Source organism: Kitasatospora sp. NPDC101183 (assembly GCF_044767945.1).
Taxonomy (GTDB): domain Bacteria; phylum Actinomycetota; class Actinomycetes; order Streptomycetales; family Streptomycetaceae; genus Kitasatospora.
The window spans coordinates 1-22,381 of sequence record NZ_JBIWOW010000004.1; the positions used below are offsets into that span (position 1 = coordinate 1).

Annotated in this window: 24 protein-coding genes; 8 read left to right on the forward strand and 16 right to left on the reverse strand. The window is 72.9% G+C overall.

The features are described 5' to 3' along the window. Positions 1–265 precede the first annotated feature (265 nt). Entirely contained in the window at positions 266–700 is a 435-nt protein-coding gene (locus tag ACIRRS_RS05645) for a hypothetical protein (RefSeq protein ID WP_402965502.1), read from the forward strand. An 85-nt stretch (positions 701–785) separates the two neighbouring features. Here ACIRRS_RS05645 and ACIRRS_RS05650 read toward each other — a convergent pair whose 3' ends face one another. From ACIRRS_RS05650 to ACIRRS_RS05680, 7 genes are all read right to left on the reverse strand, one after another. Next, the gene (locus ACIRRS_RS05650; RefSeq protein ID WP_402965505.1) at positions 786–1,748 is read right to left on the reverse strand and encodes an electron transfer flavoprotein subunit alpha/FixB family protein; all 963 of its coding nucleotides are present in this window, start codon (positions 1,746–1,748) and stop codon (positions 786–788) included. A gap of 51 nt (positions 1,749–1,799) precedes the next feature. Then, entirely contained in the window at positions 1,800–2,585 is a 786-nt protein-coding gene (locus ACIRRS_RS05655; protein ID WP_402965508.1) for an electron transfer flavoprotein subunit beta/FixA family protein, read from the reverse strand. A 226-nt stretch (positions 2,586–2,811) separates the two neighbouring features. Next, positions 2,812–3,609: a family 1 encapsulin nanocompartment shell protein gene (locus ACIRRS_RS05660; protein ID WP_402965511.1), complete on the reverse strand. Its 798-nt coding sequence runs from the start codon at positions 3,607–3,609 to the stop codon at positions 2,812–2,814. A gap of 27 nt (positions 3,610–3,636) precedes the next feature. After that, the gene (locus ACIRRS_RS05665; protein WP_402965514.1) at positions 3,637–4,650 is read right to left on the reverse strand and encodes a Dyp-type peroxidase; all 1,014 of its coding nucleotides are present in this window, start codon (positions 4,648–4,650) and stop codon (positions 3,637–3,639) included. Positions 4,651–4,743: 93 nt separating this feature from the next. Next, positions 4,744–6,399 carry a bifunctional aspartate transaminase/aspartate 4-decarboxylase gene (locus tag ACIRRS_RS05670; RefSeq protein ID WP_402965517.1) on the reverse strand — a complete coding sequence of 552 codons (1,656 nt, stop codon included), beginning with the start codon at positions 6,397–6,399 and terminating at the stop codon, positions 4,744–4,746. A gap of 44 nt (positions 6,400–6,443) precedes the next feature. Next, complete coding sequence (gene aspT, locus ACIRRS_RS05675; RefSeq protein ID WP_402965520.1) at positions 6,444–8,117, reverse strand: aspartate-alanine antiporter; 1,674 nt, start codon at positions 8,115–8,117, stop codon at positions 6,444–6,446. 222 nt (positions 8,118–8,339) lie between these two features. Beyond that, positions 8,340–9,764 (reverse strand): MFS transporter, encoded by a 1,425-nt coding sequence (locus ACIRRS_RS05680; protein ID WP_402966366.1) that lies wholly within the window; start codon positions 9,762–9,764, stop codon positions 8,340–8,342. Between the two features lie 114 nt (positions 9,765–9,878). Between ACIRRS_RS05680 and ACIRRS_RS05685 the strand changes: the two genes are divergently transcribed. Beyond that, positions 9,879–10,319, forward strand: coding sequence for a winged helix-turn-helix transcriptional regulator (locus ACIRRS_RS05685; protein WP_402965523.1), 441 nt, complete (start codon positions 9,879–9,881; stop codon positions 10,317–10,319). Positions 10,320–10,322: 3 nt separating this feature from the next. On the opposite strand, the gene ACIRRS_RS05690 is transcribed toward ACIRRS_RS05685, so the two are convergent. Both ACIRRS_RS05690 and ACIRRS_RS05695 read right to left on the reverse strand, forming a co-directional pair. Beyond that, complete coding sequence (locus ACIRRS_RS05690) at positions 10,323–10,955, reverse strand: FMN reductase (protein WP_402965526.1); 633 nt, start codon at positions 10,953–10,955, stop codon at positions 10,323–10,325. Then, positions 10,952–12,061: an LLM class flavin-dependent oxidoreductase gene (locus ACIRRS_RS05695; protein ID WP_402965529.1), complete on the reverse strand. Its 1,110-nt coding sequence runs from the start codon at positions 12,059–12,061 to the stop codon at positions 10,952–10,954. Before ACIRRS_RS05695 ends, ACIRRS_RS05690 begins: the two co-directional genes overlap by 4 nt. Positions 12,062–12,193: 132 nt before the next feature. On the opposite strand from ACIRRS_RS05695, the gene ACIRRS_RS05700 reads away from it, so the two are divergent. Continuing rightward, entirely contained in the window at positions 12,194–12,982 is a 789-nt protein-coding gene (locus ACIRRS_RS05700; protein WP_402965532.1) for a PP2C family protein-serine/threonine phosphatase, read from the forward strand. 63 nt (positions 12,983–13,045) lie between these two features. Here ACIRRS_RS05700 and ACIRRS_RS05705 read toward each other — a convergent pair whose 3' ends face one another. After that, on the reverse strand, positions 13,046–13,627 hold the full coding sequence (locus ACIRRS_RS05705) for a DoxX family protein (RefSeq protein WP_402965535.1): 582 nt from the start codon (positions 13,625–13,627) through the stop codon (positions 13,046–13,048). Positions 13,628–13,831: 204 nt separating this feature from the next. On the opposite strand from ACIRRS_RS05705, the gene ACIRRS_RS05710 reads away from it, so the two are divergent. Together ACIRRS_RS05710 and ACIRRS_RS05715 are read left to right on the forward strand one after the other, a co-directional pair. Continuing rightward, positions 13,832–14,425: a TIGR03086 family metal-binding protein gene (locus ACIRRS_RS05710; RefSeq protein WP_402965538.1), complete on the forward strand. Its 594-nt coding sequence runs from the start codon at positions 13,832–13,834 to the stop codon at positions 14,423–14,425. Between the two features lie 113 nt (positions 14,426–14,538). Then, positions 14,539–14,988 (forward strand): hemerythrin domain-containing protein, encoded by a 450-nt coding sequence (locus ACIRRS_RS05715; RefSeq protein WP_402965541.1) that lies wholly within the window; start codon positions 14,539–14,541, stop codon positions 14,986–14,988. Positions 14,989–15,015: 27 nt separating this feature from the next. On the opposite strand, the gene ACIRRS_RS05720 is transcribed toward ACIRRS_RS05715, so the two are convergent. Together ACIRRS_RS05720 and ACIRRS_RS05725 are read right to left on the reverse strand one after the other, a co-directional pair. Further along, positions 15,016–15,804: a VOC family protein gene (locus tag ACIRRS_RS05720; protein ID WP_402965544.1), complete on the reverse strand. Its 789-nt coding sequence runs from the start codon at positions 15,802–15,804 to the stop codon at positions 15,016–15,018. A gap of 122 nt (positions 15,805–15,926) precedes the next feature. Next, positions 15,927–16,232, reverse strand: coding sequence for a hypothetical protein (locus ACIRRS_RS05725; RefSeq protein WP_402965547.1), 306 nt, complete (start codon positions 16,230–16,232; stop codon positions 15,927–15,929). Between the two features lie 155 nt (positions 16,233–16,387). On the opposite strand from ACIRRS_RS05725, the gene ACIRRS_RS05730 reads away from it, so the two are divergent. The 3 genes from ACIRRS_RS05730 (at position 16,388) to ACIRRS_RS05740 (ending at position 19,383) form a co-directional block, all read left to right on the forward strand. Continuing rightward, complete coding sequence (locus ACIRRS_RS05730) at positions 16,388–17,068, forward strand: TetR/AcrR family transcriptional regulator (protein WP_402965550.1); 681 nt, start codon at positions 16,388–16,390, stop codon at positions 17,066–17,068. A 151-nt stretch (positions 17,069–17,219) separates the two neighbouring features. Continuing rightward, entirely contained in the window at positions 17,220–18,734 is a 1,515-nt protein-coding gene (locus ACIRRS_RS05735; protein WP_402965553.1) for an MFS transporter, read from the forward strand. 172 nt (positions 18,735–18,906) lie between these two features. Next, positions 18,907–19,383: a PPOX class F420-dependent oxidoreductase gene (locus tag ACIRRS_RS05740; protein WP_402965555.1), complete on the forward strand. Its 477-nt coding sequence runs from the start codon at positions 18,907–18,909 to the stop codon at positions 19,381–19,383. Positions 19,384–19,612: 229 nt separating this feature from the next. On the opposite strand, the gene ACIRRS_RS05745 is transcribed toward ACIRRS_RS05740, so the two are convergent. The 4 genes from ACIRRS_RS05745 to ACIRRS_RS05760 all read right to left on the reverse strand — a co-directional run bounded on the left by ACIRRS_RS05745 (position 19,613) and on the right by ACIRRS_RS05760 (position 22,223). Then, the gene (locus ACIRRS_RS05745) at positions 19,613–19,882 is read right to left on the reverse strand and encodes a DUF1876 domain-containing protein (RefSeq protein ID WP_402965558.1); all 270 of its coding nucleotides are present in this window, start codon (positions 19,880–19,882) and stop codon (positions 19,613–19,615) included. Positions 19,883–20,235: 353 nt separating this feature from the next. Next, on the reverse strand, positions 20,236–20,982 hold the full coding sequence (locus tag ACIRRS_RS05750) for a zf-HC2 domain-containing protein (protein WP_402965561.1): 747 nt from the start codon (positions 20,980–20,982) through the stop codon (positions 20,236–20,238). Then, positions 20,979–21,467: a sigma-70 family RNA polymerase sigma factor gene (locus ACIRRS_RS05755; protein WP_402966368.1), complete on the reverse strand. Its 489-nt coding sequence runs from the start codon at positions 21,465–21,467 to the stop codon at positions 20,979–20,981. Before ACIRRS_RS05755 ends, ACIRRS_RS05750 begins: the two co-directional genes overlap by 4 nt. Positions 21,468–21,587: 120 nt before the next feature. Further along, complete coding sequence (locus ACIRRS_RS05760; protein WP_402965564.1) at positions 21,588–22,223, reverse strand: hypothetical protein; 636 nt, start codon at positions 22,221–22,223, stop codon at positions 21,588–21,590. Positions 22,224–22,381 lie beyond the last annotated feature (158 nt).

Consider the following 22,381-nt stretch of genomic DNA (forward strand, 5'->3'; position numbering starts at 1 on the left):
TCCACCTCCGCCGCGAACGGAGCGATCTTCGCCTCCGCCAACGAACGCACCGCCTCACGGAGCATCTCGTGCTCCTCGGAGATACGGAAGAGATCGAACTCCTGGCCCATGGTCGGTTCTCCTGTTGTGCGACGGTACTCAGTACCCTTCATTATGCACGCGCACAGCAAAAAGGGAACTCAGTGCCTTCACATGACGGCACTGAGTTCCCTATCCTTTTTCCTGCCGAACTTCTGCCGTACTTCTGCCGCAGGGAGATGAGAGCGTGATCCACCCCGCCATCGACGCCGACAGCCCCGGCGCCACGCTGTACTTCCAGCGCTGCGCCTGGTGCTGCAACCCGACCTTCCAGCGGCTGCTGTGCCCCACCTGCGGCTCCACCGACCTGGAACTGGAGCCGAGCGAGGGGACGGGCGTCGTCCGCCGCTGCGAGGTCGAACAGGCCAGGACGCCGCTGGTCCGTCAGAAGTCGCTGATCCGGATGGAGGAGGGCTTCGACGTCTGGTGCATCGTGGACGGGCTCCGCAGCACCGTCCCGGTCGGCACCCGGGTGCGGCTGCTCCCCTCCCCCGAGGGCGACCAGACCGAGCTGCGGCTGCTGCCGATGGAGGAGGCGGCGCACCCGGTGGACGTCGAGCCGCGCCCGCTGCCGCCGTCCCGGGGCGGGTTCACCCAGCACCTCGCGGCCTTCGCGGAGTAGGCGGGGCCGGGTACGGACAGAGCGGAGGGCGTGGCCCCGGGGGTACCGGGTGCCACGCCCTCCGCTCGTCGGTCGGTCCGCCGGGTCAGCCCTTGCGGGACTTGACCTCGGCGGTCAGCTGCGGCAGGACCTCGAAGAGGTCGCCGACCACGCCGTAGTCGGCGAGCTCGAAGATCGGGGCCTCGGGGTCCTTGTTGACGGCCACGATGGTCTTCGAGGTCTGCATGCCGGCCCGGTGCTGGATCGCACCGGAGATGCCGTTGGCCACGTAGAGCTGCGGGGAGACCTGCTTGCCGGTCTGGCCGACCTGGCTGCTGTGCGGGTACCAGCCCGCGTCCACGGCGGCGCGGGAGGCGCCGACGGCCGCGCCGAGCGCGTCCGCGAGCTCCTCGACGACGCCGAAGCCGGCGGCCTCGCCGACGCCGCGGCCGCCGGAGACCACGATCGCGGCCTCGGTCAGCTCGGGGCGGCCGGAGGAGACGCGCGGGGTGCGCGAGGTGACCTTGGCGGCGTTGCCCGTGAACTCCACCGACACGTTCTCGACGGCGCCGGCGGCCGGAGCGGCCTCCGGGGCGACGGCGTTCGGCTTGACCGTGATGACCGGCACGCCGTTGCTGACGCGCGAGTCGACGGTGTAGGAGGCGGCGAAGACGGACTGGGTGGCGACGGGGCCGCTCTCACCCGCGCGGACGTCGATGGCGTCGGTGATGATGCCGGAGCCCAGGCGCAGGGCGACGCGGGCGGCGACCTCCTTGCCCTCGCCGGAGGAGGTCACCAGCACGGCGCCCGGGGCGGCGGCCCCGGCGATCTGGGCCAGCGCGTCCACCTTCGGGACGACCAGCTGGTCGGTGAACTCGGCGCCGTCGGCCACGTACACCTTCGCCGCGCCGTACTCGCCGGCCTTCGCCGCGATGCCGGCGGCCGCGGCACCCGCGCCGAGGACCACGGCGGACGGCTCACCGAGACGGCGGGCCAGGGTCAGCAGCTCCAGGGCCGGCTTGCGGACCACACCGTCGGCGTGGTCCACCAGGACGAGAATCTCAGCCATTGTTCGAAGTCTCCGTGTTTCGCGAGTCGCAGGATCGAGGGGAAGGTCGGACTAGATGAACTTCTGGTCGGCGAGGTAGGCCGCGAGCTGCTTCCCGCCCTCGCCCTCGTCCTTGACGACCGTGCCCGCGGTGCGCGCCGGGCGGGCCGCCACGGACTCGACCGCCGTCCAGGAGCCCGCGAGGCCGACCTCGCCGGCCTCGATGCCCAGGTCGTCCAGGTCCAGCGACCGCACCGGCTTCTTCTTCGCCGCCATGATCCCCTTGAAGGAGGGGTAGCGGGCCTCGCCCGACTGGTCCGTCACCGACACCACCGCCGGCAGGGACGCCTCGACCTGCTCGGTCGCCGCGTCACCGTCACGACGGCCCCGCACCACGCCGCCCTCCACCGACACCTCCGACAGCAGCGTCAGCTGCGGCACACCCAGACGCTCCGCCAGCAGCGCCGGCAGCACCCCCATCGTGCCGTCCGTCGACGCCATCCCACCGATCACCAGGTCGAACCCCGTGCTCTCCAGCGCCTTCGCCAGGATCGCCGACGTCCCGATCACATCCGAGCCGTGGACGTCCTCGTCATTGACGTGCACCGCCTTGTCCGCACCCATCGACAGCGCCTTGCGCAGCGCGTCCTTCGCATCGTCCGGACCGACCGTCAGCACCGTCACCTCGGCACCCTCGTTCGCCTCCGCGATCCGCAGCGCCTGCTCCACGCCGTACTCGTCCAGCTCCGACAGCAGGCCGTCCACGCCCTCCCGGTCGGTGGTGTGGTCGTCCGAGAAACGACGGTCACCCGTCGCGTCCGGCACGTACTTCACGCAGACAACGATCCTCAAGCTCATGCGGTCTCTCCTGTCCCGGGTGCGCGGGTGCACTGATCCTCGGCCTCAGGTCAAGCCCAGGGTACTGAGTGCCAGCCCCGGGCTCTCGTCGACTGGCGTCAGAGGCCCCATCGAAAGGATACGGCACTCAGTACCCCCCGTAAAGGAACTCAGTACCCTTGCCGGGATCAGGGGTACGCCGTACTCGAACGAAGCGGTCATGCCAAGGGAAAGAGGCGAATCGCCCCTAGTTGTGCAGGGCGACGGCCGCCTCCGCCGTGTACACGCGGAAGGTGAGGGACTCCTGGAGGTAGAGCCGCACCGAGTCGGCGTCGTGGGAGAGGTAGCCGAGCGAGACGTCCTGGCCGAGGAAGAGCTCGAAGTCCCCGCCCCGGGCCGACAGCAGGAAGGCGCCCTCGACGGCGGGGGCCCAGATGATCTCGCCGTCCAGCAGCCGGGCCAGGTGGCTGTGCACCGGGTAGCCGTGGTCGCTGGTCTCGTTGACGGCGGTGAAGGCCTCCGCGCCGAGCAGCAGCGAGTACGGGCCGCCGACGCCGGCCAGGCGCAGGGCCGTCAGGGCGCGGCTGACGGCCTCGGGGTACTCGCGGACATCGCCGGGCAGCTGCACCGGCGGGTTGGCGGCGGCGGCCCGGATACCCTCGATGGAGGCGGCGCCGTAGCCCTCGAAGACGGCGCGGTCCTCGGCCGAGGCGAGGGTGCGGGCGGCGTCCTTGACGGGCTGCCAGTCGGAGTCGCGGGAACCGCGCTCGACGTCGTCGACGGCCGCGCGGGTGACGGTGAACGGCACCCGCAGCTCGACCACCGGCCGGGATTCACGGGCCCTGGCCCGGACGCCCTCGACCGGCGGTTCGATGCCGCCGAGGTGGCCGGTGCCGACGGCGGCGAGGGTGGCGCCCTCGGGGCCGTGCAGGTCGACGACCCGGCGGCCGGCGATGTGCAACCGGAAGGTCTGGCGGGCCTCCTCCTCGATCTCCTCCCAGGCGGCGGCGGAGACGGGGGCGAGTTCGCGGTGCAGGTTGTTCATGGGCGCGGTCCTGTTCGAAGGGGTCTTTCAGGGGTTCCGCTTGAGGCTGCCGATGCCGAGCGAGCCGTCCCCGGCGCCGGCCCCCTCCGCGGCTCCCGAGGGGGCCGGGGCGGGCGGTGGGGCGTCGAGGAAGTCGGCGGTCGGGACGAAGAACAGCGAGCCGGTGGCGGCGGTGGAGAAGTCGAGCAGCCGGTCGGTGGTGCCGGGCGGGCTGCCGACGAACATGTTGGTCAGCATCTCCTCCGTCACCGAGGGGTCGGCGGCGTAGCCGATGAAGTAGGTGCCGTACTCGCCGCCGCGCTCGAAGGAGCCGAAGGGCATGTTGAAGCGGACGATCTCCCGGGCCCGCCCGTCCGGTCCCGCGCCCAGCGAGGTGAGCGCCACGTGGGAGTCGGCGGGCTTGGCGTCGTCGTCGAACTCGATGTCGTCGAGCTTGGTGCGCCCGACCGCCCGCTCCTGCGCGTCGACGCCGATGCCGTTCCACTTGGCGAGGTCGTGCAGGTACTTCTGCACGACGACGTAGCTGCCGCCCGCGAACCCGGCGTCCTCCTCCCCCACCACGGCGGCGCGGACGGCGGCGGCGCCCTCGGGGTTCTCGGTGCCGTCGACGAAGCCGAGGAGGTCCCGGTCGTCGAAGTACTTGAAGCCCTGGACGGAGTCGACGACGGTGGCGGCGCCGGCGAGGCGGTCGGTGATGCGGGTGGCGAGCTCGAAGCAGAGGTCCATCCGCTCGGCCCGCAGGTGCAGCAGGAGGTCCCCCGGGGTGGCGGGGGCGCGGTGGCGGGGGCCGGCCACCTCCCGGAAGGGGTGCAGGGCGGCGGGCCTGGGGCCGGCGAAGAGGCGGTCCCAGGCGTCCGAGCCGAGGCCGGTGACGCAGGTGAGACCACCCTCGGGGGCGCGGAAGCCGATCCCGCGGCGCAGCCCGGCGAGGTCGGGCAGGAGGTCGCGGACGGCCTGCTCGCCGCCGGGCTCGACGGTGAGGACGAGGAAGACGGCCGCGTCGGTGAGCGGGCTCAGGACGTCCTGCGGTTGGGGTTGCACGGTGGCGGATCGCCTTTCTCAGAAGCTCTCGGAGGTCTCAGAAGCTCTCGGAGGTCTCGGGAGGTCTCGGGGGTCTCAGGAGGCTTGGGGGTCTCAGGAGGCTTGGGACGCTTCCCACTCGGCGCGGTAGTCGTCGAAGATCCGGCGCAGGTGGTGGCCGATCTTGAGGTAGTCGAGGTCGTCGAGGTTGGCGAGGGAGACGCGCACGGACCACTCCGGCCCGTCGAAGCCCCCGCCGTTGAGCAGCACGACGCCGGTCTGTTCGGCGAGGCGGAACAGCGGCTCGGTGGGCTCGTAGTTCTTCTCCAGGAACGCGGCGAAGTCCTTGCCGCCGACGCGCTCGGCCTCGGCGAGCAGGTCGAGTTCGATGTAGTAGCCGGCCCGCCCGGGGTCGTCCGCGATCTTCATCCCGGAGCCCTCCATCAGCAGGTCCAGGCGCCGGTGGACGATCTCCTGCACCCTCGCCTTGTACGCCTTGCCCTCGGGCAGCAGGGCGAACAAGGAGAAGAGCGCCATCTGGGCCTGCTGGGGCAGGCTGAGCCCGGCGGTGTGGTTGAGGGCGACCTGCCGGGAGTCGGCGACGAGGCGGTCGATGAAGCGGATCCTCTCGGGCTCCAGGCTGAGCGGGCCGTAGCGCTTCGCCAGGCGCGCCTTCTCCTCGGCCGGGAGCGCGGCGATCAGCTCGTCGACGACGTTGTCCCGGTCGAGGCCGATCACGCCGAGGCGGTGGCCGGTGGCGCCGTAGTGCTTGGAGTAGGAGTAGACGAGCAGGGTGTTGCGGGGCAGGTCGGCGGCGAGGCTGCGGAAGCCGTCGACGAAGGTGCCGTAGACGTCGTCGGTGACGATGACCAGGTTCGGGTTGTCGGTGGCGACGATCCGCTCGATCTGCTCGGTGACCTCCCGGGAGAGCGCCAGGGAGGGCGGGTTGCTGGGGTTGACCAGGCAGAGCAGCCGGATGGACGGGTCGGCGAGCTTGGCGACCTCCTCCGGCGGGTAGCGCCAGCCCCGTACGCCGGTCTCGACCAGCTTGTTCGCCTGGATCTCGACGACCTCGAAGTCGTAGTCCTCGAGTTCGGGGATCTCGATGTACGGGGTGAACACCGGCACCATCAGGGCGATCCGGTCGCCCTTGCGCAGGACGCCGTTCTTCACCAGGGAGTCGAAGACGTAGCACATCGCGGCGGTGCCGCCCTCGGTGGCGAACAGTTCGGGCTGCTGCTCGGCGGGCGGGCGGCCGTCCATCAGCTCCTCCTGGAGGTAGCCGCGGACGATCTGCTCCGCGTGCACCAGCATCCGGTCGGGGACGGGGTAGTTGTCGCCGACGGCCGCGTCGGCCAGTTCGTGGAGGAAGGCGTCGCGCTCGAACCCGAAGCGGTCGACGGCGAGTTCGGCGCTGCGCCGGAGCAACTCGACGCCGGGCAGGGCGGGGTGGCTGCGGACGAAGGCGTCGAAGCGGGCGGCGATGCCGCGCTGTTCGGGCATGCCGCCGAGGTCGTCGGCCGTCCAGACGCGGCGGCTCTCGGCGAGGGCGAAGTGGCCGAGGGCGAGGTACGCCTCGCGGGGGCCGGTGCAGATCCAGTTCGGGTTCCCTCGACCGGCGTTGAGCATGTGGGAGGTGGATCGGCCCTTCTGTCCGGGCTTGCCGCTCTGGTACAGCTCGGCGAGCCGGATGAACTCGGCCTTGAGCTCGAAGGGGCTCAGCCGGGCGAGCCGGCGGATCTCCTCGCGGCTGGCTGCGGGCTTCGTCATGGCAGGTCAACTCTCCTTCGCCGTACGGCGGTTCGCGAGGTTCGTCAGGCGCCCAGCAGGCCGACGAGGATCGGGCCGGTGAGCGGGAGCAGGAAGTTGGAGATGGTGTAGGTGATGGTGTACCCCAGCATCGGGATGCTGCTCTGGGCGACGTTGGTGACGGTGGTGATCGCCGGGGTGCTGCACTGCTGGCCGGCGATGGCGCCGACGAGGATCGGCGGCTCGATCTTCAGCAGTTTGCGGCCGACGACCAGGGAGAGCACGGCCGGGACGGCGACCATCAGGACGCCCGAGGCGGGCAGCAGCACCGGGTGGTCCTTGAGCAGGGTGGCGGCGTCCGGCCCGGCGGCCAGCCCGGTGACGGCGATGAAGACGGAGAGCCCGAGGTCCTTGGCGGTCTGGGCGGCCACCGGCGGGTAGGCGCCGAAGGTGGGGCGCTGGGCGCGGAACCAGCCGAAGACCAGGCCGGAGACGAGGCAGCCGCCGCCGGTGCCGAGCGAGAGGGCGGCGCTGCCCGCGTGGACGGTGATCATCCCGATCAGCACGCCGACGCAGATGCCGAGGCTGATGTAGATGTAGTCGATGGCGTCCTTGCGGATGCCGATCCCGGCCCTGGCGGCGAAGCGCTCGACGGCCGAGCGGGCGCCGGCGACGGTGACCGTGTCGCCCCGGTGCAGTTCGGTCTCGGCGACGGCCGGCAGGTGCTGGTCGACGCGCTGGACGTCGGTCAGGTAGACGCCGGCGGTGGCGGAGGGCTGTTCGGCGGCGAGGTCCGCCGCCGTCCGGCCGACGAAGTCCCGGTTGGTGAGGACGACGTCGCGCACCACCATCGGGCTGTCCAGGCCGGGCACGCCGGAGGTCTCCGGGCCCAGTTCGTGGCCGGTGTCGATGACGGCCTCGCGGCGGCCGACCAGCAGGACCAGGTCCCCCCGGCGCAGCCGCAGGTCCTGCTCGACGCGGAGGGTGCGCCCGGCGCGGCGCACGCCCTCGACGGTGACCAGGCTCGGCTGCACCTCCTCGACCTGGCCGACGGTCGAGCCCTCGCCCTGGGAGACCAGGTAGGTGCGCCCGACCAGCGGGGGCAGGGCGGGCTGCTCGTCGGCGGCGAGGGTGGACTTTCCGCCGCGCATCTTCTGCCAGAGCTCGCGGGAGGCGTCCGGCAGCTTGATCCGCATGACCAGCGGGAAGATCTGGCTGGTCAGCAGCACGATCGAGACCAGGCCGAAGAGGTAGCAGACCGAGTAGGCGGCGGCCACGTGGTTCTGCAGCTGGGTGGACTGCTCGGGGCTGATCCCGGCGAGGTTGGAGATGGCCTCCTGCGCGGTGCCGACCACGGCGGACTCGGTGGCGGCCCCGGCCAGGATGCCGGAGGCGGTGCCGACGTCGAGGTCGAAGGCCTTGCCGATGCCGTACGCCATCCCGACGACCAGGACGGCCTCCAGGACGCAGAGCACGGCGAAGCGCAGACCCTTGGCGTTGAGGTTGGAGAAGAACTGGGGGCCGGCGATGTAGCCCAGCGAGAAGATGAACAGGGCGAAGGCGACGTTCTTGACGTCCGCGTGGACGCTGACGTGCCGGCTGCCGATCAGCATGGCGACGATCAACGTGCCGCAGATCCCGCCCAGTTGGATCGGGCCGACCCGCAGTTTGCCGAGCAGGTAGCCGAGCCCGAGGCAGACGAAGAGGGCGAGGACGGGGTTCTCGCGCAGCAGGTTCACGGCCGCCGCTCCTGGCGTCGGCCGAGGGCACGGGCGAGCGGGCGGATGACCGGACGGGCGACCGGACGGACGAGCGGTTGGATGACCGGACGGATGATCGGACGGATCGGCACTAATCTGATCATGGGAATGATTACATCGCATAGCGGACACATCGGCACGGCCGACACGCATCCGGACGGCCCCGCCGGAGCCCTCCCGGCAGGACCGTCCGAGTGAATGTCAGGCCCGCCGACGGCCCGCGCCGGTGGCGGTCACGGCCGCCCCCAGCACCGCCGCCGCGACCGGCACCACCAGCGCCGACCGGAAGCCCTCCAGGGTGCTCTCCCCCGAGCCGAGCGCGGAGACCGTCACCGTCGTCACCACCGACAGGCCCAGCGCCGCGCCGAACTGGAAGGCGGTGTTGAGCAGCCCGCCGGCCAGCCCCTGCTCCTCCTCCGCGATGCCCTCCGTCGCCGCGATGGTCAGCGGCCCGTACGCGAGTGCGAAGGCGAGCCCGGTCAGCAGCATGGTCGGGAACATCATCGGGTACGTCCAGTCGGCGCCCACCGGGAGGAAGAGGGCGTACGAGACGGCCGCCACCAGGAAGCCGCCGAGGATCACCCGGACGGTGCCGAAGCGCTCGACCAGCCTCGGGGTGAGGGTCGGCGCCAGCACCACGTCCCCGCCGACGACGAGCAGGGCCAGTCCCGTCTGGAGCGGAGTCCAGCCGCGCAGGTCCTGGAGGTAGAGGGTCGCGACGAACTGGAAGCCGAAGTACGCGCCGACGAACAGCATCGCCCCCAGGTTGGCCCGCACCAGCGGCCCGGATCGCAGGATGCCCAGGCGCACCAGCGGCGAGGCCGAGCGCCGTTCGATCGCCACGAAGGCCGCCAGCAGCGCCAGCCCGCCGGCCAGGACGGCGGCGGTCGGGCCGGGCTCCGCGCCCGGCTCGCCGGCGCGGACCACGCCGTACACCAGCAGCAGCATGGACCCGGTCACGGTGACGGCCCCGGCCAGGTCGAAGCGCCCGCCGCGCGCCCGCGAGGGGGCCGCCTCGCGCGGGATCAGCGGGACGGCCGCCGCCAGCAGGGCGGCCGCGAGCAGCACCGGGGCGAAGAACACCCACCGCCAGCTGACCGCCGTGAGCAGGCCTCCGACCACCAGCCCCAGCGAGAATCCTGCGGCGGACGTACTGACGTAGACCAGCAGCGCCCGGTTGCGCGCCGGCCCCTCGGCGAAGGCCGTGGTGATGATCGACAGCCCTGCCGGGGTCATGAAGGCCGCCGACAGGCCCGTGACGAACCGGGCCAGGATCAGCACCCAGCCGTCGCTGGCCAGCCCGCCGAGGCCGGAGAAGAGCACGAAGACCGTCAGCCAGAACAGGAACATCCGGCGCCGGCCCAACAGGTCGGCCGTTCGACCGCCGAGCAGCATGAAGCCGCCGTAGCCGAGCGCGTAGGCGCTGATCACCCAGGACAGGGCACCGGTGGACATGCCCAGGTCGGCGCGGATCGAGGGCAGCGCGACGTTGAGCATCGCGACGTCGACGCCCTCCAGGAAGATCGCGCCCGAGAGCACGGCCAGCACGGCTGTGGCGCGGCCACCGAGTCGGTGACCCGGGTCCGGTACGGACTCCGAGGTGCTCTCGGGCAGGGCTGATGACACGGACACCGGACGGCTCCTCGGGCGACAGGGGGTGGCGAGGGGCCCCGGCGGTTCTCTTCCGTCCGGTCAGTTCCCTCTTGTAACCACCGCCATCCTGCGGCAGCATCAGGGAGCGTGGAAGAAGGCACTTCGAAGGAACCGACGCACTGCGCGGGTACCAAGGGCGGGTGCGAGGGCTGCGGCGACTGCGACGTCTACCAGTGGCACGTGCGCGAGGACTGCGACGTGCGGCAGATCCTCGACCGGATCGCCGACAAGTGGTCGCTGCTGGTGATCGCCCTGCTGGACCGGCAGTCGCTGCGCTTCACCGAGCTGCGCCGGGCGATCGACGGGGTCAGCCAGCGGATGCTCACCGTCACCCTGCGTCAGCTGGAGCGGGACGGCATGGTGGAGCGGACCGTCCACGCGGTGGTGCCGCCCCGGGTGGACTACGCGCTGACGCCGCTCGGGCGCACGCTGCACGCCACCATCCAGTCGCTGGTGACGTGGACGGAGACGCACCAGCAGGAGATCGCGGCCGCCCGGGCGTCCTACGACGCCCGGGCGAACACCTGACGGTCAGGCCTTGAGCGCCGCCAACTGCTCGGCGAACGGCACCACGTGCTCCGGCAGGCCGGCCGGCTCCGGCGCCGCCGGGGCGCGGCCGGCGAGCAGCGCCGTCAGGTCGGCGGCCGCCCGGTCGATCCGGCCCGGCAGGCTCTCGCCGAGGCCGTCACCCGTCGCGCCCCAGTCGTCGGTGGCCGCGTAGACGGCGGTGGGCACCACCACCGCGCGCAGGTAGGCGAACAGCGGGCGGACGGCGTGCTCCAGCGCCAGCGAGTGCCGGGGCGTGCCGCCGGTGGCCGCGATCAGCACCGGCTTGCCCGCCAGCGCGTCGTGGTCGATCACGTCGAAGAACGACTTGAACAGGCCGCTGTACGAGGCGGTGAAGATCGGCGTCACCGCGATCAGCGCGTCCGCCTCCGTGACGGCCTCGACGGCCCGGCGCAGCGCCGCCCCGGGGAAGCCGGTGACGAGGTTGTTGGCGATCTCCACGGCGAGGTCCCGCAGTTCGACCACCTCGACCTCCACCTCCCGCCCGCGCAGAGAGAGTTGACGGACCGTCGACTCGGCGAGCCGGTCGGCGAGCAGCCGCGTCGAGGACGGCTTGCTCAGGCCCGCGCTCACCACCACCAGCTTGTACGGGGTCACTTGGCCACCTCCGCCTTCTCCGTGTCCGTCTCCTCCTCGCGGGCCGCGACCAGCGCCGCGTGCGTCGGCCCGTCCGGCACCTGCGCCGGGCGGCCCTTGGCGAACTCCTCGCGCAGCACCGGCACGACCTCCTCGCCGAGCAGGTCCAGCTGCTCCAGCACCGTCTTCAGCGGCAGGCCGGCGTGGTCCATCAGGAACAGCTGGCGCTGGTAGTCGCCGAAGGTCTCGCGGAAGGCCAGCGTCTTCTCGATGACCTCCTGCGGGCTGCCGACGGTCAGCGGGGTCTGCTCGGTGAACTCCTCCAGCGAGGGCCCGTGCCCGTACACCGGCGCGTTGTCGAAGTACGGACGGAACTCGCGCACCGCGTCCTGGGAGTTGCGGCGCATGAACACCTGCCCGCCGAGGCCGACGACCGCCTGTTCGGGGGTGCCGTGGCCGTAGTGGGCGAAGCGCTCGCGGTAGAGCTCGATCAGCTTCTGGAAGTGCTCCTTGGGCCAGAAGATGTTGTTCGCGAAGAAGCCGTCGCCGTAGTACGCGGCCTGTTCGGCGATCTCGGGGCTGCGGATCGAGCCGTGCCAGACGAACGGCGGGACGCCGTCCAACGGGCGCGGGGTGGAGGTGAAGGACTGCAGCGGGGTGCGGAAGCGGCCCTGCCAGTCGACCACGTCCTCGCGCCACAGCTGGTGCAGCAGCGCGTAGTTCTCGATCGCGAGCGGGATGCCCTGGCGGATGTCCTTGCCGAACCACGGGTAGACCGGGCCGGTGTTGCCGCGGCCCATCATCACGTCCACCCGGCCCTCGGCGAGGTGCTGGAGCATCGCGAAGTCCTCGGCGATCTTCACCGGGTCATTGGTGGTGATCAGCGTGGTCGAGGTGGAGAGGATGATCCGCTCGGTCTGCGCGGCGATGTAGCCGAGCATGGTCGTCGGCGAGGACGGCACGAAGGGCGGGTTGTGGTGCTCGCCGGTCGCGAAGACGTCCAGGCCGACCTCCTCGGCCTTGCGCGCGATGGCCACCATCGCCTTGATCCGCTCGTGCTCGCTCGGGGTGCGGCCGGTGGTCGGGTCCTGGGTGACGTCACCGACGGTGAAGATTCCGAACTGCATGCTGCTCACCACACTCCTGGTCGGGCCGTGGCCCTCGCCTAGGTCGTTCAACTTTCAACCACACTAGCACCCGGGCGGCGACTTGTATTCCCCCCGACAATGGAGGGAGGACCCGGGAAGGACGGCGGAGCGATGGCGGCGTACATCGCGGTGAGCGCGCTGAGCCACGAGGGGCTGGTGCGCGAGCACAACGAGGACAGCCTGACGGTCGGCCCGTGGACGCTCTGCGCCACCGTGACCACCAACCCGCAGACCCTGCTCTTCCCCCTCGGTCCGCCCTGCGTGGTCGCGGTGGCGGACGGCCTCGGCGGCCACCCCGGCGGGGAGGTCGCCAGCGCCCTCGTCGCCCGGCGGCTCGCGGCGACCGGGGGCGCGCTCTGCGACGAGGAGGCCGTGCGGGCCGAGCTCCAGGAGTGCAACCGGGCCGTCTACGCGGCGGCCGCCGGGGAGCCGGAGCTGGCGGCGATGGGCACCACCGTCGCGGGGCTGGTGCTGCTGCCCGACGAGGCGCTGGCCTTCAACGTCGGCGACAGCCGGGTCTACCGCGTCACGGCGGACGGGCTGCGCCGGGTCAGCGTGGACGACAGCCCGCCGCTGCCGCCCGGGCGGCGCACCACCTCGGTGGTCACCCAGACCCTCGGCGGCTCGCTCGGGCTCACCTTCGTCGAGCCGCACGTGCGCACCGAGCCGCTGGCGGCCGGGGACCGCTACCTGGTGTGCAGCGACGGACTGACGGACCCGGTGCCGGAGGAGGAGCTGTACGCCGCCCTCGCCCGGTCGGCGGAGGGCGGACGGGCGGACGGCGATCAGGCCGACGGCGAACGGGCCGACGGCAAGGCCGCGTTCGAGCTGTGGCGGGCGGCGATCGAGGCGGGCGGGCCGGACAACATCACGCTGGCGCTGGTACGGATCGGGGCCTGAAACGGCTGCGGGGGCCGGAATTGACTCCTCGTCAGTTCCGGCCCCCGTCGCGGGAGTTCGCGGCTACTTGCGGAGCAGCAGGATCACGCCCGCCGTCACCAGACCGACCAGCACGGCGGCCACGCCGTACGCCAGGCGGTGCGCGCGCAGCACGGGCAGGTAGCGGTCCACCGCGTAGCGGCCCGGGCCGGTCAGGGCGAGGGCGGCGGCGCCGGCCGTCAGGAGGTACTCGTACTCGCCGCCCTTGGGGGCGAAGAAGCCGCCGCCCCAGGTGACGGCGATCGCGTTGACCATGGTGCCGACGATCGCGGCGCCGGCCAGCGGGGTCAGCAGGCCGACGGCCAGGGCGAGGCCGCCGAAGGTCTCGGTGAGGCCGGCGACGACGGCCATCGCGTTGCCGGCCGGGTAGCCGCTGGCGGTGAAGAACTGGCCGGTGCCGTCGATGCCTCCGCCGTCGAACCAGCCGAAGAGCTTCTGGCTGCCGTGGGCAGCCATGGTCAGGCCGAGGACGAGGCGCAGGAGGAGGAGTCCGGCGTCGTAGGCGTGCGGGGAGGTGGTCGCGCCGTCGGCGAGGCGGTCGGTGCGGGTGGTGCTGGCGGCGGCGGCCGCGGTGGGGGCGGTCGTGCTCGGGCTGCTGCTCGGCATGCGCGTCTCCATCGATCGGGGTCGTCGGTCGTCTGTTTCGGGGGGGGGTGCGGTGCGCGGCCGGGGCCGGGGCGGTGTCCCGCCGGCGCTGTTGTTCAAATTTGAACCGGCCGCTCTTCGACCGTACCTTGAAGTTCGAATTGGAACAACTGACGGTGCATGAGCAAGTGGCGACCCCGGGCCGGGGCGGGGCAGGGTGGAGGCATGACCCGACACCGGCAGGACCAGAACCAGGGCGCGAACACCCCGTACGCCGAGGCGCTGGCCGCCTTCGGCGAACGCGTCCGGCTGATCGCCCCCGAGCAGTGGGACTCCCCCACCCCCTGCGCCGACTGGTCCGTGCGCGACCTCGTCAACCACCTCACCGGCGAACAGCTCTGGGTGCCCGAGCTGCTGATGGGCGCCACCATCGCCGAGGTCGGCGCCCGCTTCGACGGCGACGTCCTCGGCGAGGACCCGCTCGGCACCTGGACGGCCGCGGCCACGGCCGCCGAACACGCCTTCTCCGTACCCGGCGCCGCCGAGCTGACCGTCCACCTCTCCTTCGGGGACGTCTCCGGGCAGTACTACCGGGACCAGCTGACCACCGACCTCGTCATCCACAGCTGGGACCTCGCGGAGGGCGTCGGGCGGCTGACCCGGCTGCCGGCCGGACTGGTCGGCTTCGCGCTGGAGCGGATGTCCGGTTACGGGGACCTCTCCGGCAGCGGGCTGTTCGACGCGCCGGTCGCCGTACCGGAGGACGCCGACCCTCAGACCCGGCTGCTCGCCGTCGCGGGGCGGCGGGACCGGGGCTGATCGCCGGACCCGGGTGTACGGCCGCGCGGCGCCGGATACTGGACAGTACGGGGGCCACCGGTCGTCGGCGGCCCCGGTCACCCAGTGGGGACCGTGCGAGAGGCGGGAGCACCATGAGCCGCAGGCCGGACATCCTCGGCGAGTTCACCGCCGAACACCGGGAGCTCACCGGGCTGCTGGAGCGGATCGAGGCCGCGCCGGAGGGCTCCGCCGAGCGCGGAGAGCTGTTGGCCCGGCTCACCGACCTGCTCTTCAGCCACTGCGCGGCCGAGGAGGAGCTGCTGTTCCCCGTCGTGCAGCACGACGTCCCCGGCGGCGGGGCCCTGGTGTTCGGCAGCATCCACGACCACCTGGCGATCGGGCAGTACCTCTCCGACCTCCAGGGCGTCGGGCCCGGGGACCCGGCCTTCGGCACGCTGCTGCGCGGGCTGGCCGACACCCTGCGGCGGCACCTGGCCGGGGAGGACGAGGTGCTCTTCCCCGCGGCCCGCAAGGCCCTGCCGGCGGCGGCCCGGGCGGAGCTGGGCGACCGGCTGCGGGAGGCACGGGCGGAGCTGGGGTGAGGCCCTCGCGGGCGCTACTCCTCGGCGCTACTCCTTGGCGCTGATCACGGCGAAGCGGGCGCCCTCGCGGTCGCGCAGCCGCGCGACCCGGCCGTACGGGGAGTCGAAGGCGGCGCCCAGGGCCGCGCCGCCCAGCCCCACGGCCCGCGTCAGCGCGAGGTCGGCGTCGGGGACGGCGAAGGAGACCTCCCAGTGCGGCGGCAGGCCGGTCGGGGCGCCCGACTCCTCCTTGGCCAGCGCCGCGACGCTGTGGCCCTCGGCGCGCAGCACCACGCGGTCGTGCTCCCAGCGGACGTCGAAGCGCTCCGGGTCGCGGCCGTCCCAGCGGAACACCTCGCCGTAGAACAGGGCCGCGGCGAACGGGTCCGGGGTGCGCAGCTCGATCCAGACCGGGGCGCCGGGCACCTCCAGCCGCCGCGCGCGGCCGAGCGGGCCCTCCCAGATGCCGAACACCGCGCCCGCCGGGTCCGCGGCGAAGGCGACACGGCCGGCGTCGAAGGCCAGCGGCCCCACGGCGAGGGTGGCGCCGCGCTCGCGCACCGCGTCGGCGGCGGCGTCGGCGCTCTCCGTCCCGAAGTAGGCCGTCCACGCGAACGGGATCGCCCCGCTCTCCACCGTCCCCAACCCGGCCACGGCCTCCCCGCCGGCCACGGCGTGCACGTACGGCCCGAGGCGCTCCGGGGCCGGGTCGAACTCCCAGCCCAGCAGCGGCCCGTAGAACTCCTGCGCCCCCTCCAGGTCCTGGGCCATCAGGCTCACCCAGCACGGCACCGCCGCCACGCACCGCACCCGGGCACTCGCCTCACCGCCGCCCATCGCGAACCTCCTCGCCCACCCGGCCGCCGGGCCCCTCCCGACTCCCACGGCCCACCGGCCGCCCGGGAACGCCCCCACCCTAGGGGGCCGCCCGCACGGCCCCGGTGAAGACATGGCCGGGCTCAGCGGACCCAGTTCTTCAGCGGCTCGATGTCCAGGACGATGCCGACCGGGGCGGGGAGGGGAACGGTCTTGCCGAAGGGGAGCGTACGGACGGTCCCGTAACGGGCCCCGCCGGGATCGCAGCTCCGTACGAGCCACTGGATCACGCGCCCGTGGCGACCCTCGGGTCGGGGCTCGGCCCCCAGCCGCCCGTCGAGGAACTCCAACCGGAGCCCTTCGATCTCGCGGAACGCGAGGCTCGCGAGCCGTTCGAACTCGTCGACCGACATCTGCGGGGGATCGAGGCCATCGATCGGGGGGCTCATGCCGGTGACCCCAGGTCTCAGGTCCGACACGGCACCCACTCCCGTCAATGTGATGCGCGTCACAGAGGTGGGGGAAATTCCGGGGACGGATTCCCCGTTTGCGAGTACGTTGGAAGAAGCGGGGAGAAGTTCCCCGGTATGTTGGAGGAGTCGTCGTGACCACCGTCGCCGCTGGACCGGACCGTGTTGCGGGGAGTGTGCGTGCGCCGAAGCTGCGTGCGGATGCGAGCCGGAACCGGGAGCGGATCGTGGTGGCGGCCCGGGACGTGTTCGTCGAGGACGGTGCGGACGCGCCGCTGGACGAGATCGCGAAGCGGGCGGGGGTCGGCAACGCCACGCTGTACCGGAACTTCCCGGACAGGGCGTCGCTGATCCGCGAGGTGGCGGTGCTCGTCAAGAACCGTGTCCTGGCCCTCGCCGAGACGGCGACGGCGGAGGCCGCGGACCCCGACGGCGACGGTCCGTTCGACGCTCTGCAGCGGTTCGCGCACGCGACCGTCGCGGAGAAGGTCGGCGGGCTCTGCGCGATCTTCACCGGCCACGTCGACAAGAACGACCCCGAGCTGGTCGAGATCCGGGAGCGCCTGCGGGCCGCCGTGAGCGGGCTGATGGAGCACGCCCGGACGGCCGGGGAACTGCGGCCGGACGTCGACCACGGAGACCTGTTCATCGCGATCAGCCAGCTGACCCGGCCGCTGCCGGGCACCAGCTGCCTGCTTCTCGACGACTTCGTCCACCGGCACCTGCAGCTGTTCCTGGACGGCCTGCGGGCGCCCGCCCGCTCGACGCTGCCCGGCCGGGCCGCGACCTTCGAGGACTTCCAGGCCCAGCACTGACCTGATCCGCCCTGATCCGAATCTGACCTGATCCGAATCTGACCTGACCGCGTAGCCGGCGCACCGACGCGCCGTGCCCGACGACCGTGCGGCCTCCGTACGGCGGTCGAGCGTTCTCGCACACACCACGCACCGTGAAGTGAGTACCCCCATGCCCAAGACCGACGCCCTTCCGGCGACGTCAGCCGATCCGAGGCGCTGGAAGGCGCTGATCTTCATCGGCCTCGCCCAGCTGATGGTCGTGCTCGACGCGACCATCGTGAACATCGCCCTGCCCTCCGCCCAGCGCGACCTGGGCATCTCGGACGGCAACCGCCAGTGGGTGATCACCGCCTACGCGCTGGCCTTCGGCGGCCTGCTGCTGTTCGGCGGCCGCATCGCCGACCTCTGGGGCCGCAAGCGGACCTTCGTGGTCGGCCTGACCGGTTTCGCCCTCGCCTCCGCACTCGGCGGCGCCGCGGCCAACACCGCGATGCTGCTCGGCTCCCGCGCCCTCCAGGGCGTCTTCGGCGCGCTGCTCGCGCCGGCCGCGCTGTCGCTGCTCGCCGTGACCTTCACCGAGGCGAAGGAGCGCGCCAAGGCCTTCGGCATCTACGGCGCGATCGCCGGCGGTGGCGGCGCCATCGGCCTGATCCTCGGCGGCGCGCTGACCGAGTACCTGAACTGGCGCTGGACGTTCTTCGTCAACATCCCGTTCGCCGTCGCGGCGATAGCCGGCGCCCTGCTGGTGATCCGCGAGCCCGCCGAGGGCCGCAACCGCAACAGGCTGGACGTCCCCGGCGTGCTGCTGGTGACCACCGGCCTGGTCTCCCTGGTGTACGGCTTCACCCGCGCCGAGTCCAGCGGCTGGCTGGCCGGCAGCACCCTGGCGCTGTTCGCCGCGGCCGTCGTGCTGCTCGCCGCCTTCGTGCTGGTGGAGACCCGGGTCAAGGCCCCGCTGCTGCCGCTGCGCGTGGTGCTGAACCGCAACCGCGGCGGGGTGTACCTGTCGCTGGGCCTGGCCGTGATCGGCATGTTCGGACTGTTCCTCTTCCTGACCTACTACCTGCAGGTCGTGCGCGGTTACAGCCCGGTCCTGACCGGTGTGGCCTTCCTGCCGATGGTGGCGGGCATGATCACCGGCTCCACGCAGATCGGCGCCCGGCTGATGACCCGCGTCCCGGCGCGCTACCTGATGGCGCCCGGCTTCCTGACCGCCTCGATCGGCATGTTCCTGCTGACGCACATCGGCCTGGACACCTCCTACCCGGCACTGATCCTGCCCGGCCTCGTCCTGATGGGCCTGGGCATGGGCACCGCCTTCATGCCGGCGATGAGCCTGGCCACGCACGGCGTCGAGCCGCGCGACGCGGGCGTCGCCTCGGCGATGGTCAACACCTCGCAGCAGGTCGGCGGCGCCATCGGCACCGCGCTGCTGAACACCATCGCGGCCAGCGCCACCACCACCTGGATGACCTCGCACGCGAAGTCCGGGGCCGCGGCCCAGGCCCTGCAGCTCCAGGGCATGGTGCACGGCTTCACCACCGCGATCTGGGTGTCCTTCGGCATCCTGGTGACCGCCGCCGCGATCGCCTTCACCCTGATCAACGCCGGCCGCCCCGGCGCGACCACGGGCGCGGGCTCGGGCGCCGCGGCGCGCGACGAGGTGCCGGTGATGGCCCACTGACGCCCTCGGACGGCCCCACCGGGGCTCACCCGGGTGCGTAGGCGGCCCGTCCGGTGTCCACACACGTGGACACCGGGCGGGCCGCTCGCATTGGCGGCTTCCGCCCTCGAAGCGGCGGCCGTTCCGGACGAGAATGGGAGGCACCGGCCGCAGCGCCCAGGAGGAGGTCGCCGTGCACCGTCGAACCGGGCATCGAGCCAGGCATCGAACCGAGCATCGAACCGAGCAACTCGCCGACAGCAGGTACCTCCTGCTGACCACCTTCGCCGAGGACGGCAGCCGGCTCGACATCCGGCTGTGGGTGGTGGCCGACGGCACCGGGCTGGGCGTCTGGGCGCCCGCGCACTCCGGCGAGGCCGAGCGCATCCGCCGCCGCCCCCGCGTGCTGATCGGCCCCTGCGACGCGCACGGCCGCCCCACCGGCCGCCGGCTCCCGGCCCGCGCCCGGCTCTGCGACGAGGACGCGACCGCGCGCTACCGCATCTCGCTGATCAACAAGTACGGCCTGACGGCGCTGCTCGCCCTGGCCCGCAGCCGGCTGAGGCTCGGACTGGCGGGGACGGTCGGCATCCGGATCACGCTCAACGAGCTGGAGCAGCGGCTGGTCGGGCCGGAGTGGCTGCCGCCGGCCACGTACTGCCTCAACTGAGCATTTCAGGAAGCCTGTTCAGGCACCGTTCAGGCAGTGTCCTCCGGTGCCCGGGCCAGGTCCCCGGGCTCGCAGGCCTCCCGTCCCGTCCCCGCGTGCACGACCTTGACGGGCCGCTGCGGCCCGCCCGGCACGACCCGCTGCTCGTGCCCGCAGCGCGGGCAGATCAGCGGGACGCGCGGACGCTGCGTCTGTGGCCCGGCGCGACGGCCGCCCGGGTGCGCGGAGGTCACGACAGCGGGTGGGTCGGGACGGGGCTGACCTCCTGGATCTCGCCGTGGGCCTTGGTGAGCAGCTGCGAGGCGAGGTCGTTGAGCGCGCGGGCGCCGGCGATCTCCTCACCCACCCGCAGTTGCTCCGGGTCGGAGGGGTGGCGGCTGCTGTAGCCGTGCCCGCGGACCTCGGACCCGTCGCCCAGCCTGAGCAGGGCGGCGGCGGTCGTGCGCGCGCCGTCCTCGCGGAACTCCATCTCGATGTGCCAACCGACCAGAGTCTGCATGGCGGATCACCTCCACGGGTTACTCCTCCAGAGTGCGCCGCACGCTGGGTGAACACCAGGCAGGGCCGTACCGGGCCGTTGAATCGGGTGGCGGGCCGCGCGGGTCGGTGGTGGTGCTGCCGAACGCGCACGGGGGTGTCGGGCTCTGTCCGGGGTGCGCGCGGGTGCTGGAGGGGTGCCCGTGCGGTCGGGCGCATCCGTTCCGGTCGACGGGCCGGGTCGGGGACGGCGGCTGGGAGGCGCTGTGGCGGCGGCAGCACCGGGCGGAGGACGGCGGGCCGGCTCCGCGGTGGCCCGTGGAGGCCGGGGCCGTCCGGGTCGGGCGGCTGGGCGTGTACGGGGCGTAGGAGCCGTCAGTGCGCGGGGACCGTGACGAGGAGGGCGCCGCCGCCTTGGACGCGGACCTCGAAGTGGTCGATCTGGCCGGGCTGGAGGCCGGTGCCGCCCTCGGTGCTCAGGGTCTGGTAGCCGCCCGCCGGGACGGTCCAGCTGGTCACCGTCTGGGCCTGTCCCGTGATCGGGACGGCGACCAGGCTGCAGGTCAACGGGCCCTGGACGCCGGCGAGTTGCAGGGTGATCCGGCTGCCCCAGCTCGCGCCGCCGACCCCGACGACGGCGTGGGCTCCGGTGGTCGGGTCGGTGGCGCTGTGGGTGTCGGCGAGGGCGACCACGGCGGGGCCGGACTCGGCGGTGATCACGGCCGCGGTGACGGCCGGGCCGGCCACCAGCATCGCGGTGGCGGCGAGGGCCAGCACCAGGCGGCGCACCCGGCCGCGCCTGCGGCTCGTGGCCGTCTCGGCGACCAGCGCCTCCAGCAGGCGGCCGCTCGGGCGCGGGGCGGGCTCGGCCGGGTCCAGGCCGGCGGCGCGCGCGGAGGCCGCGTACTCGGCCAACAGGGGCTCGACGGTGGAGAGTTCGCGCACCTGGGCGGTGCAGCGCGGGCAGCCGGCGAGGTGGCGCTCGAAGGCGGCGCGCTCGGCGGGCTCCAGCAGGCCGAGGACGTACGCGCCGACGTCGACGTGAGCCGGTTCGGCCGGTTCGGCGGGGGTGCCGGGGGCGTCGGGGGCGGGCCCGGTGGGCGGGTCGGGGCGGTCGGTCACGAGGTCACTCCCCGTTCCTCCAGCGCGAGCCGCAGCGCGCGCAGCGCGTAGAACACCCGGGACCGTACCGTCCCGGCCGGGATGCCGAGTTCGGTGGCCGCCTCGGCGGCGGTGCGGCCCTTGAAGTACGTCTCGACGAGGACCTCGCGGTGCGCGGGCGAGAGGTCGCCGAGCGCGTCCGAGACGGTCATCATCCTTAGGGCGCGGTCGAGTTCGTCCTCGGCGGGCAGCAGTTCCAGCGGGACGTCGCCCACCTCGCGCGGGCGGGCCAGGGCGCTGCGGTGGTCGTCGATGACGATCCGGCGGGCGACGGTGACCAGCCAGGGGCGCAGCGAGCCGGCCTGCGGGTCGAGGCGGTGGAGGTTGCGCCAGGCGCGTACCAGCGTCTCCTGGACGACGTCCTCCGCGCGCTGGCGGTCCCCGGCGACCAGGTGGAGCACGAAGCCGAACAGCGGGCCGGCGTGCTCGCGGTACAGGGCGCGCATCAGCTCCTCGTCCGGCGGCCCCGCGCCGTGCGCGGCGGTGCCGCCGGCGGGGTGCTCCTCGGTCACCGTTTCATGGTTGCGCACCTGCGACTCCCGGGCGAGGGCGGGCCGTGGTGCCGGTCAGTAGCCGTAGCCGCTGCTCGGCGGCGGGGTGGTGGGCTTGGGGGTGGGCATCGGGGTCGGGGTGGCCGGCATCGGCGTGGTGTTCATGGCGGTGCCCGCCTTGCCGCCGGTGGGGGTCAGCGCGAACCAGGTGCCGGCGACTCCCTGGCCCTTGGTGTCGCCGGGCTTGGCGTCCGGCGCGTACCGGTAGACCGGCCAGCCGTTGAGGGTGACCTGCTTGGTGCCGTCCGCGCGGGTGACGCTGCCGACGAGCTTGGAGTCGATGCCCTTGACGGTGACGTTGCCGGTGTCGTGCTCGGCGGGCCAGATCACGGCGCAGCTGCCGTTGCAGTAGGACTCGGACGGGTTGCTCTCGTCCTGGTCGAAGCGGTAGAGCGTGAAGCCGGCACTGTCGGTGACGATCGTGCCGAGCTTGGGGTCGTTGGCGGTCTGCAGGGTCGCGCTCGCGGGGGTGCTCGGCGTGGCCGGGGCGCTGGGCGTCGCCGGTTTGGCCGAGTTGGCCGAGTTGGACGGGCTGGACGAACCTGATGAACCGGACGAGCCGGACGAGCCGCAGCCCGCGATCAGTGCGGCGGCCGCCGCGCCGGAGGCGGCCAGCAGGGCGACCCGGCGGCTGCGGGGTGTGGTGCGCATGGGGCGCCTCCCGCGGTGGGTGGACGGAGGTGGACGCCCTTCCGTACGGACGGCGGCGCCCGAGTGCTCAACCGGGCCCGGATCCGCCCCCGTCCGGCCTGCGGAATACCGCGCCGCCGAGGGCGGTTGTCGGGGGCACACGGCCCCTGAGCCGCCGC

Bases quoted from the DNA above. Each gene is read 5' to 3' on its own strand.
- ACIRRS_RS05650 (WP_402965505.1), bottom strand. From the start codon at position 1,748: ATGGCTGAGATTCTCGTCCTGGTGGACCACGCCGACGGTGTGGTCCGC.
- ACIRRS_RS05655 (WP_402965508.1), bottom strand. From the start codon at position 2,585: ATGAGCTTGAGGATCGTTGTCTGCGTGAAGTACGTGCCGGACGCGACG.
- ACIRRS_RS05660 (WP_402965511.1), bottom strand. From the start codon at position 3,609: ATGAACAACCTGCACCGCGAACTCGCCCCCGTCTCCGCCGCCGCCTGG.
- ACIRRS_RS05670 (WP_402965517.1), bottom strand. From the start codon at position 6,399: ATGACGAAGCCCGCAGCCAGCCGCGAGGAGATCCGCCGGCTCGCCCGG.
- ACIRRS_RS05695 (WP_402965529.1), bottom strand. From the start codon at position 12,061: ATGCAGTTCGGAATCTTCACCGTCGGTGACGTCACCCAGGACCCGACC.
- ACIRRS_RS05700 (WP_402965532.1), top strand. From the start codon at position 12,194: ATGGCGGCGTACATCGCGGTGAGCGCGCTGAGCCACGAGGGGCTGGTG.
- ACIRRS_RS05705 (WP_402965535.1), bottom strand. From the start codon at position 13,627: ATGCCGAGCAGCAGCCCGAGCACGACCGCCCCCACCGCGGCCGCCGCC.
- ACIRRS_RS05710 (WP_402965538.1), top strand. From the start codon at position 13,832: ATGACCCGACACCGGCAGGACCAGAACCAGGGCGCGAACACCCCGTAC.
- ACIRRS_RS05715 (WP_402965541.1), top strand. From the start codon at position 14,539: ATGAGCCGCAGGCCGGACATCCTCGGCGAGTTCACCGCCGAACACCGG.
- ACIRRS_RS05720 (WP_402965544.1), bottom strand. From the start codon at position 15,804: ATGGGCGGCGGTGAGGCGAGTGCCCGGGTGCGGTGCGTGGCGGCGGTG.
- ACIRRS_RS05725 (WP_402965547.1), bottom strand. From the start codon at position 16,232: ATGAGCCCCCCGATCGATGGCCTCGATCCCCCGCAGATGTCGGTCGAC.
- ACIRRS_RS05735 (WP_402965553.1), top strand. From the start codon at position 17,220: ATGCCCAAGACCGACGCCCTTCCGGCGACGTCAGCCGATCCGAGGCGC.
- ACIRRS_RS05745 (WP_402965558.1), bottom strand. From the start codon at position 19,882: ATGCAGACTCTGGTCGGTTGGCACATCGAGATGGAGTTCCGCGAGGAC.
- ACIRRS_RS05755 (WP_402966368.1), bottom strand. From the start codon at position 21,467: ATGCGCGCCCTGTACCGCGAGCACGCCGGCCCGCTGTTCGGCTTCGTG.
- ACIRRS_RS05760 (WP_402965564.1), bottom strand. From the start codon at position 22,223: ATGCGCACCACACCCCGCAGCCGCCGGGTCGCCCTGCTGGCCGCCTCC.